The sequence below is a fragment of the Paraburkholderia polaris genome, from assembly GCF_012927345.1.
In the GTDB taxonomy this organism is placed as follows: domain Bacteria; phylum Pseudomonadota; class Gammaproteobacteria; order Burkholderiales; family Burkholderiaceae; genus Paraburkholderia; species Paraburkholderia polaris.
Window position 1 is genome coordinate 24,985 of the sequence record NZ_JABBGJ010000068.1, and the last position, 9,505, is coordinate 34,489.

9 protein-coding genes and 1 pseudogene are annotated in these 9,505 nt (G+C 61.2%); 5 read left to right on the forward strand and 5 right to left on the reverse strand.

The genetic code is table 11. The features are described from left to right. The first annotated feature begins 1 nt into the window (after position 1). Positions 2-817: an SDR family oxidoreductase gene (locus HHL24_RS40060; RefSeq protein ID WP_169490812.1), complete on the forward strand. Its 816-nt coding sequence runs from the start codon at positions 2-4 to the stop codon at positions 815-817. Next, the gene (locus tag HHL24_RS40065; RefSeq protein ID WP_206003230.1) at positions 814-1,542 is read left to right on the forward strand and encodes an HpcH/HpaI aldolase family protein; all 729 of its coding nucleotides are present in this window, start codon (positions 814-816) and stop codon (positions 1,540-1,542) included. The genes HHL24_RS40060 and HHL24_RS40065 overlap by 4 nt, the downstream gene beginning before the upstream one ends. A gap of 10 nt (positions 1,543-1,552) precedes the next feature. Here HHL24_RS40065 and HHL24_RS40070 read toward each other — a convergent pair whose 3' ends face one another. Then, entirely contained in the window at positions 1,553-2,518 is a 966-nt protein-coding gene (locus HHL24_RS40070) for a LysR substrate-binding domain-containing protein (protein ID WP_169490813.1), read from the reverse strand. After that, positions 2,515-3,477, reverse strand: a complete 963-nt coding sequence (gene nac / locus HHL24_RS40075; RefSeq protein ID WP_169490820.1) for a nitrogen assimilation transcriptional regulator NAC — start codon at positions 3,475-3,477, stop codon at positions 2,515-2,517. Before nac ends, HHL24_RS40070 begins: the two co-directional genes overlap by 4 nt. 294 nt (positions 3,478-3,771) lie before the next feature. Between nac and HHL24_RS40080 the strand changes: the two genes are divergently transcribed. Then, positions 3,772-4,980: an aspartate transaminase gene (locus tag HHL24_RS40080; protein ID WP_169490814.1), complete on the forward strand. Its 1,209-nt coding sequence runs from the start codon at positions 3,772-3,774 to the stop codon at positions 4,978-4,980. A gap of 131 nt (positions 4,981-5,111) precedes the next feature. Beyond that, on the forward strand, positions 5,112-6,299 hold the full coding sequence (locus tag HHL24_RS40085; protein ID WP_206003232.1) for a porin: 1,188 nt from the start codon (positions 5,112-5,114) through the stop codon (positions 6,297-6,299). Between the two features lie 186 nt (positions 6,300-6,485). On the opposite strand, the gene HHL24_RS40090 is transcribed toward HHL24_RS40085, so the two are convergent. Genes HHL24_RS40090 through HHL24_RS40100 form a run of 3 tightly spaced genes read right to left on the reverse strand, consistent with a single transcriptional unit; the run spans position 6,486 to position 8,862 of the window. Continuing rightward, complete coding sequence (locus tag HHL24_RS40090; protein ID WP_169490815.1) at positions 6,486-7,259, reverse strand: glucose 1-dehydrogenase; 774 nt, start codon at positions 7,257-7,259, stop codon at positions 6,486-6,488. 59 nt (positions 7,260-7,318) lie between these two features. Beyond that, positions 7,319-7,822, reverse strand: coding sequence for a gluconokinase (locus HHL24_RS40095; protein ID WP_169490816.1), 504 nt, complete (start codon positions 7,820-7,822; stop codon positions 7,319-7,321). A 29-nt stretch (positions 7,823-7,851) separates the two neighbouring features. Further along, the gene (locus HHL24_RS40100; RefSeq protein WP_169490817.1) at positions 7,852-8,862 is read right to left on the reverse strand and encodes a 2-hydroxyacid dehydrogenase; all 1,011 of its coding nucleotides are present in this window, start codon (positions 8,860-8,862) and stop codon (positions 7,852-7,854) included. Between the two features lie 329 nt (positions 8,863-9,191). Here HHL24_RS40100 and HHL24_RS40105 point away from each other — a divergent pair. Beyond that, positions 9,192-9,505, forward strand: a pseudogene (locus HHL24_RS40105) (NAD(P)(+) transhydrogenase (Re/Si-specific) subunit alpha); the annotation flags it as partial.

Here is a 9,505-nt window from a genome sequence, read left to right on the forward strand (position 1 = left end):
CATGGGCGCGCTTGATGGACAGATCGCCATCGTCACCGGCGGTGGCTCGGGTATCGGCCGGTCGACGGCACTGCAACTTGCGGCCGAAGGTGCCAAGGTCGTGGTCGTCGGCCGCCGAGCGGCCGCGCTTGCCGAAGTCGTGAGCGAGATCAAGGCGGCCGGTCAGGAAGCGTGGGCACGCCCGGTCGACCTCGAGCGGCGCGAAGAGATGGTCGAACTGGTGCGCTGGATCGAAGCCGAAATCGGTCCCGTCGGGATCCTCGTCAACAATGCCGGCGCATCGAGCCGGGTGCGCAATATCCGCTGGATCGACGAGGATGACTGGAACGCGACGCTGTCCGTGAACCTGACCGCCGTTTATGTGCTGATCCAGGCGGTGCTGCCGGGCATGCTGGCGGCGGGCGGCGGCACGGTTGTGACCGTGTCGTCGCTGGCTGCAGTGCGTCCGGGTCTGCTTGGCGGTGCCCCATATGGCGCCGCGAAAGCCGGCGTGCGCAATCTGATGACCTATCTGCACGCGACGTTTCGCAACAACAACATCCGCGCGACGACGATCCTCCCCGGCGAGGTCAACACGCCGATCATGGACACGCGGGTGCGTCCGCCGAGCGCCGAGGAACGCGCGGCGATGGTGAGCCCCGACGACGTGGCGCAGGCGATTCTGCTGTGCTGCACGCTGCCCGCGCGCACCACCATCGAGGAACTGGTCATTAGCCCGACGCTGCAACGCGACCAGGGACCGGACACCGAAATCAGCCGCTGGCTCGGCGCCCCGGACGGCGTCGGCCCGGCAACGATCGCAGGAAACAAATCATGAGTGCAACGCTTAAACAACGGCTTGCGAACGGCCAGTCCGTTCTGATGGTCAATCCGAATCACGTGTCGTCGAGTCTGGCCGAGAAGCTCACGCGCGCCGGCGCCGATTCGATTTTTGTGGACTGCGAACACGGCGCAGCGGGCTTCGAACAACTGCAGCAGATGGCGAAGGCGGCGCGTTTTGGCGGCGGCTATACGATCGTGCGACCGCAAAGCCAGGACCGCTCGACCATCACGCGATGCCTGAATTGCGGCGTCGACGGCGTGATGGTGCCACTCGTGCACACGGCGGAGAACGCGCGCGAAGTCGTCAGGACCATACGTTATGCGTGCCCGGACGACTACGACGAGAAGCTCATCATCGTGATGATCGAATCCACCCAGGCCGTGGAGAATCTCGATGAGATTCTTGCGGTCGAAGGCATCGACGTGTTTTTTGTCGGCCCGGGGGACCTGTCGCAGTCGATGGGATATTCGCCACGCGTGGCGCCCGGCGCGCGTCGTCCGCAGCCGGTCGTCGAGCTCGTGGACCAGACGCTTGGGCGCATCCGCCGGGCTGGCAAGTTCGCGGGCACGCTAGTCGTCAAAGAGGACGTTGCTCATCTCGTGGAAGCCGGCGCACAGTTGCTGTATTACCACGCGGACCCGTTCGTCAACGACGGCGTGAACGTGATGCGCTGCCTGTCCGCGTCGCCGGTGACACGGCAGAGCAGCGTGGCCGTCTAGGAAGCGCGCCTCAGGCGGCCAGCGCGCCCGCCACGTCGGGTGCGCTGACGCCGACGAGGCGCTGTGACGTCACCAGTTCGCTCACCAGTTGACTGAGCGTGTCGCGCACCGCCAGCGCTTCATCGGACATCGGCTGGTGGTCCGATATGCAGAGCGACACCGTGGCGCGGATGGTCGGGCCGATCAGCCGGCGCGTCAACGGGCGCTCGGCTCCGGTGAACGTACTGGTCAGCGCCCACGGCAGAATGGTGGCGCCGAGGCCGGCTTCGATCGCGTCGCGCAGTGTGGCGGCCGATTCGATCTCGGCCGCCACACGCGGCTTGATGCCTGCGTCGGCAAAGGCCGCTTCGATCAAATTGCGCAGGAAATGGGTGCGGCCGGGCAGCAGCAATTCGATACCGTCAAGTGCGGACAACGGGATAGCGCCGTCGACGTCCGGCGGCAATTCGGCGTGCGGCGGTGCGATCAGGAAGAGTTCTTCTACGAGGAGTGGCTGCAGCGTCACGCCCTTGATCGGCCCGGACGCATAGATGATCGCCAGATCCATTCGCCCGGTCATGACCATCTCGCTCAATACCAGTCCGAAATTGTCGTTCAGGAACAGGTTGACATCGGGATAGTCGCGTCTGATGGTTTTCAGCAGGGGTGTCGAGAGGATCGAGGTGGTGCTGTAGGTCGCGAGCCCGACGCTTACGTTGCCCGAAATCACGTTCGCCGCGCGCGCTACATCGAGTTCGGCTTTGTCCAGCTGATCGAGAATCAGCAACGCGTGCCGGTACAACTCGCGGCCCGCATCAGTCGGGTTGACCCCGACATTGGTGCGGATCAGCAATCTTTGGCCGAAGTGCCGCTCGAGCAGATTGACGTGCTGGCTCAACGCGGGTTGCGCAATGTGTAGATGGCTCGCGGCACTCGAGAGACTTTCCAGCTCGACGGCTTTGACGAAACTCTTGAGCAGCTTGAAATTGATGGTCATGGAAGCTGTTCCGGGCACTGCGGCCGCGCGCCGGCAGCGCAAGCGGCTTCCGGCGGTTGTGAGCCGAGCGCCAGGTCGGCAATCAGTTCGAGCAGGATCTGATACACCGCGACTGCGGGCTCGGACAGCGGCAGGTGGTCCGACACGCAAAGCGATAACGGTGCTTCGATCATAGGTGCCACGATGCGCCGTTGCACCCCGTCACCGGACGCCGCGATGATGCGAGCCGCCGAGTCGGGCAGGATGGTGGCGCCGATGCCTTCGTGAATGGCCGCTGCAAGCGTCGCGGCCGATTCGATTTCTGCCACCACGCGTGGTTGAACCCGCGCGATCGCCAATGCGTCGTCAATGTACTTGCGCAGATAGTTATAGGGGCGCGGCAGCATCAGATCGACGTTTTGCAGTGTTGCGAGCGCGACCGGCCCGTCCGGCATCGGCATGCCGCGCGGCGTGACGAGAAACAACTCCTCTGTCAGTAGCAACTGGAACGACAAACCGCGCGACGCGTGGTCGCCGTAGAGAACGGCCATGTCCATACGCCCGTTGATGATCAGTTCGCTTAGCGTGGTGCCGAAACTCTCGTTGAGATAGAGAAGGATGCCAGGGTGTCGGGCACGCACGGTTTTCAACAGTGGCAGCGACAGTGCCGACGCCGCCGTGCCCGGTGCAAGACCCACTGATACCTTGCCGGCCAGCGTGTCACTGCTCTTGTCCATGTCGCTGCGCGCCTGCTCGAGTTGCCGCAGGATGATCTGCGCGTGACGGTACAGCGTATTGCCGGCTTCGGTGGGGGTGACGCCGCGTTTGGTGCGAACCAGCAACTGATGGCGGAACTCGCTTTCGAGAATCATCAATTGCTGGCTTAGGGCGGGCTGGGCGATGTGAAGAATCTCGGAGGCCTGCGTGAGGCTGCCAAGATCGACGATTTTCACGAAGTACTTCAGGCGCCTCAGGTTCACAGCCTCGTGTCCTACGAATGTCTGGTTGCCCGATCGCAACTCGAAACCGAAATCGTAAAGCATGTGGCGTGATCACGACATCGGAAAATAATAATGTAAAACCCTTGCCGGGCCGGCACTGCCCGCCCGTGTCCCTGCCACAGGCGAGCACCGGGCATCGTCGTATTGGCAAACTTTGGTGCACGCGCGATACGGGTATAAGCGATTACGATTCCGCTAGAGCGAATCCCTCTTTGCGCGATCATTTTCGCCCGCTTACCTTGCCCTCATACCCGTGTCGACAAGGAGTGCGCAGTGAGTTTGTCTCGAATCGCATCGCGCGTACAGCGCATCAAAACCTCGCCAAGCAGTGCGGCGGCGGATCGTGCCGCCGAATTGCGGCGGCAGGGCCGCACCATCGTCAATCTCGCCATCGGCGAGCCGGATTTTCCAACCCCGGCGCACATCAGGCGTGCGGCTGCCGAAGCCGTGGAGCGCGGCGAAACCCGTTATACCCAGACGGCCGGCACCGTCGCGCTGCGTACAGCGATCGCCGCAAAACTGCGCGAGGAAAATGCCCTCGATTATGACCCGAAGCACATCATTGTCACGTGTGGCGCGAAGCATGCGATCTTCAACGCCCTGGCTGTCACTGTCGAGCCTGGTGACGAAGTCCTGATTCCGGCGCCGTACTGGGTGTCGTATCCGGATATGGTGCTTGCGTGCGAAGGATCGCCCGTCGTACTGCCGTGCACCGAAGCCGATGGTTTCAAGCTGACCGCCGCCACGCTCGAGGCGGCCATCACGCCGCGAACCCGCTGGCTGCTGCTCAACTCGCCGAGCAACCCGACCGGTGCGTCGTATTCATCAGGAGAGCTGCGCGCGCTGGCGGATGTTCTGCTACGCCATCCGCACGTCCTTGTGCTGACCGACGATATCTACGAACACATCCGCTTCGAGAGCGCGAGCAACCCTCATATCGTCGCAGTCGAACCGGCTTTGCACGACCGGGCGGTAGTCGTCAACGGGATGTCGAAAACGTATGCGATGACTGGCTGGCGCATCGGCTATGCGGCCGGCCCGGCGGATCTGATTGCGGCGATGGACACGCTGCAATCGCAATCGACCAGTTGCGCATCGTCGGTCGGTCAGGCGGCCGCGCTCGCCGCGTTGCAGGGCGACCAAAGCAGTATCGCCGAGGCCGTCGAGACCTACCGCGCGCGGCGCGATCGTGGTGTGGCTTTGCTCAATGCGATCCCCGGCCTGGCCTGCGGCGCTCCCGGTGGCGCGTTCTATCTGTTCGTCAATTGCGGTGGCGTGATCGGCAAACAGACGCCGGCGGGCAAGCTGATCGCAAGCGATGCGGACTTCACGCTTTACCTCCTCGAAGCCGCGGGTGTGGTGCTTGTCGCTGGATCGGCTTACGGGGCGTCGCCGTATTTTCGCATGTCGATTGCGACGGGTATCGAAGTGATCGAGGAAGGTTGCCGGAAGATTGCAAACGCAGTGTCGGAATTGATCTGAGCGATGGCGGCCCGTTGGTGGCCGCCGCGGAAAAGTGCTCGGGCAGAGGTCGGGTGGCGAGTTTCACGCTTCTTTGAATAAAAAAGTTTTTACATATTAATTTGTAATCCTAATGTATTGGGAGATCGTCAATGAAAATTTCCATTTCCACTTTATCCATCGCGACTCTGGTTTCATTCGCTGGTGCTGCTCAGGCTCAAAGTAGCGTGACCCTATACGGCATTGCGGACGCAGGATTTGTCTATAACTCGAACGTCAAGGGCGGGCGACAGGTTGCCCTGGTTGGCGGTAACGAGGGTGCAAACCGGTGGGGGATGATCGGTTCTGAAGACCTGGGCGGTGGTCTCAAGGCAATTTTCAATCTTGAAGCAGGCTTTAACCTTGCCAACGGCACGATAGGACAGAACGGCACATTCTTCGGCCGCGCAGCCCTCGGTGGACTGAGCAGCGCCGATTACGGAACAGTGACCTTAGGTCGTCAGAATTCGGACTCGTGGGCCGCGGTGGGTTACCTGGAAGCCGGTAACAGTTGGGCTGCCTCCGGCGCGGAATATGGTGCTCATCCCGGTGACGTCGATAACCTCGACAATTCGAATCGTCTCAACAATTCGATCATGTATCGAAGCAAAAGCTTCAACGGCCTGACGTTTGGCGGTGCGTATAGCTTTGGGGGAAAGGCAGGCGAATTCTCGCAAAACCAGATCTGGGATCTGAGTGCTGGTTATGCCAATGGTCCGGTAAAGTTGGGCGTTGGCTACATCCTGGCGAAGGATCCAAATTTTTCGTTCTTTGGCAATAAGGCAAACGACAGCGCGACGGCGGCTAACATTTCGAGCCCTGTCCTTGCGGGCTATGCGTCAGCCGGCTCTCAACAGATTATTGCAGCCGGCGGATCGTACGCGCTCGGTCCTGCTACCGTTGGCGTCGTCTATAGCAATACACAATTCCGGAATCTTGGAACGGTGAGCGTTGCCGGCTTGAATGCGACCGAAGCGGCTTATCGAGGTACCGCATCGTTCAATACGGGCGAGCTGAATCTGAAGTATCAAGTCACTCCGGCGCTTCTGCTCGGTGTTGCGTACATCTACACGAGAAACGGTGCGGCCGATGGTGAAGGCAGCGCGCGATATCAGCAGGTTGACCTTGGCGCCGTCTATTATCTCTCGAAGCAGACCTCGGTCTATGCGGTCGCGGTTCATCAGGCGGCCAGCGGGACGGACTCGACGGGCGAACGCGCTGTTGCTGCCATTGCAGGGACGTCGGGGTCATCCACGAATGCAGAAACCCTCGTTACCTTCGGTCTGACGCATAAGTTCTAAGCCTCTTCACAAGTCTTTGCGGGTGGTCCGACCGTTGTTCCGTCCCGCCTGGTTGAGCGGACGGCGTTTCGGGGACCACTTGTTCAAAAGCACGGGGTGCAATCGGTGGATTGCGGGTATCGCATCGCGCGGCATCCCCGTCATCAGTGACGGCGGGGATGCTGTGTCAGGTCGGCCAACGCCGCGCTAGAGCGTAGCGGTTACGCCGCCGTCGACATACAGGATGTGTCCGTTGACGAAGTTCGATGCGTCGCTTGCGAGAAACACGGCTGCACCGATCAGGTCCTCGACGTCTCCCCAGCGACGCGATGGGGTTCTGCCGATCAACCAGTTGCTGAATTCAGGGTTGTTGACGAGCGCCTCGGTGAGCTCTGTTTTGAAGTAACCTGGACCGAGCCCGTTGACCTGTAGACCGTGTGGGCCCCAGTCGATGGCCATGCCTTTAGTGAGCATCTTTACGGCGCCTTTGCTCGCGGTATACGCGGCGATATGCGGACGGCCCAGTTCGCTTTGGACGGAGCAGATGTTGACGATCTTGCCGCGTCCACGCGGAATCATGTGACGCGCGACAGCCTTGCCGACGAGGAATACACTGTCCAGATTGGTACGCATCAGTTCGTCCCAATGTGCCACGGAAAAGTTCTCCAATGGCGCACGGCGTTGCATGCCGGCGTTGTTCACCAGAATGTCAAGCGCGCCGACATGGTCTTCAAGGTGTGCTATCGCGGTGCTGACGCTATCGGCGTCGGTCACGTCGAAATTGCTCGTGTGGACGGTTGCACCAACGCTGCGCAGGGTATCGGCGGCTCGGGCGAGGCGTGCTTCGTTCCGCCCGTTCAGGATCACGGTCGCGCCGGCCAGGGCGAGACCGCGGGCGAGGGCGTAGCCGATGCCGGCGCTCGAGCCGGTGATCAGCGCAGTGCGCCCCGTGAGGTCGAATAGTCTGGAGATTGAGTTCAAGGCAACTCCTTGGTATGAAACGTGAGTGGGTGATCAATCGTGTGAAGCCAAAGCCGAACTCACTCGGCCAATCCGCTTCGCAGCCAGCGCATCACCTCAGTGAGCTGCGCTATTTCTGTTTGCGTCGCTTCGACTCGTAGAACGTCGATTTCGCCCGCAGGAGATTCGAGCGCATCGAACTGGCTTTCGACAAGGCACGGTGGGAACTCATGGCCGCGGCGTTGCGCCACGCGTGCAAACGCAGTTGTGCGATCCAGGTTGAGGAACACCAGACGCAGGTCCGGCACGCGCTGCCTCAGAAGCTCACGATAGCTGCGCTTCAGTGCAGAACACGACAGCACTGCAGTACCGCTTTGCGCGGCTAGCAATGTGCCAATCCTGTTCAACCACGGGATGCGGTCCTCGTCATTGAGTGCCACGCCTTCACGCATCTTCGCGCGGTTTGCGCTCGTGTGATGATCGTCGCCTTCGATCATCACGCCGCCCAGTGCTCGGGACAGGTTGTCTGCGAGTGTCGATTTCCCTGAGCCGGAGACGCCCATGACCAGAAGCTTGAACGTCATGGCGTGTGCTTCTTTGCAGGGCGCTGCGCTCACGACGCGCTAGCCCGGTGGGACAGCACCTGTGGATTCACTGGCGAAGGTGGTTGTCCGGCGAACTTTCCGTATCCGAATACGGCGCTGAGGTTGCCCGCGGCCAGCAAGGCCATGGCTCGTCGGGTCGCGACTGACGCACTGCCTATATGTGGAGTCAACACGATGTTCGGTACAGTCAGCAACTCTGGATGAATCTCCGGTTCGCCTTCAAAGACATCGAGTCCGGCTGCCGCGATGGTCTGATTGCGCAGTGCCTCGGCAAGCGCCGCATCGTCGACTACGCCGCCGCGCGCTATATTGGTCAGCGTCGCGGTGCGCTTCATTCTTGAGAGCTCACGTGCACCGATCGCATGATGCGAACTGGCCGAGTACGGAACGACAACGATCAGATGATCGGCCTCGCGCAGCAGCGTGTCCTTGTCGACATATTGAGCGCGGCTCGCAGCTTCGATGTCAGCGGGAAGCCGTGACCGGTTGTGGTAAATCACGCGCATGTCGAAGCCGAACGCACCCCGTTTTGCGATTGCCTGGCCGATGCGGCCCATGCCGAGAATGCCGAGCGTAGCGTGGTGGATGTCGGATCCAACGAACATGTCGTAGCGCCCCGTTTTCTGCCACTCGCCGCGCCGAACGAAATGCTCTGACTCGGCAATGCGGCGCGCTGTTGCCATCATCAATGCGAAACCAAAGTCGGCCGTGGTGTCGGTGAGCACGCCGGGTGTATTCGTCACAAGCACGCCTCGGCGGGTACATGCATCGACGTCGACATTGTTGTAGCCGACCCCGACGTTGCACACCGCACGCAGTTCTGGACAGGCATCCAGCAGCGTTGCGTCGATTCGGTCGCTACCGTGGGTGATCGCGCCGGATTTGCCTTGCAGGCGGGCGATCAGTTCCGGCTGGCTCCAGACGGTATCGTCGGCGTTGTCGCTGACGTCGAAGTGGTCCCGCAGGCTATCGACAATGTCGGCAAATGACGCACGCGTGACGAGCACGGAAGCACGCATATTCAAATCTCCTTTAAGGCTGTGCGAATCTGGCGGCCGAAGCGTTGCCAGAGGGAATGATCTCGTTCGCCAGCCTATCGTGGGCCTACGCGGCGCGCCAAGACGGTTTCGCTTTAGCGCAATAACAGGTGCTTATGGGGTTGTGCCAAGCAACGTTCGAATGACACTCGGCAGGTGTCCTTTTGCCTCGCCCCGGATTGGCCATACGAAGATGCGACACCGTCTTCGGTGTTGGCATAACAGCCTGCTATTCCGCCAGACGAATTTTGTCTTGGCGTTCAGGGCAGGGGGCACGTACGCTCGCGCATTGCTTATCCGCGGAGGAACACATGAATATCGGCATTCCAGCCGAGACGCGCGCGCACGAAACCCGCGTCGCCGCGACGCCCGAAACGGTCAAGAAGTATGTGACCCAGGGCCACCGGGTCACGATCCAGAGCGGCGCCGGCACCGGCGCCAGCTTTCCTGACGAAGCCTTTACAACTGCCGGCGCGGAAATCGTCGACGCGGCCACTGCGTTCGGCGCTGATCTCGTCCTCAAGGTCCAGTCTCCGACCGATGCCGAGTTGCCGTTGCTCAAGCGCGGCGCGACGCTGGTCGGCATGCTCGATCCTTTTAATACCGAAAACTCATCAAAGCTCGC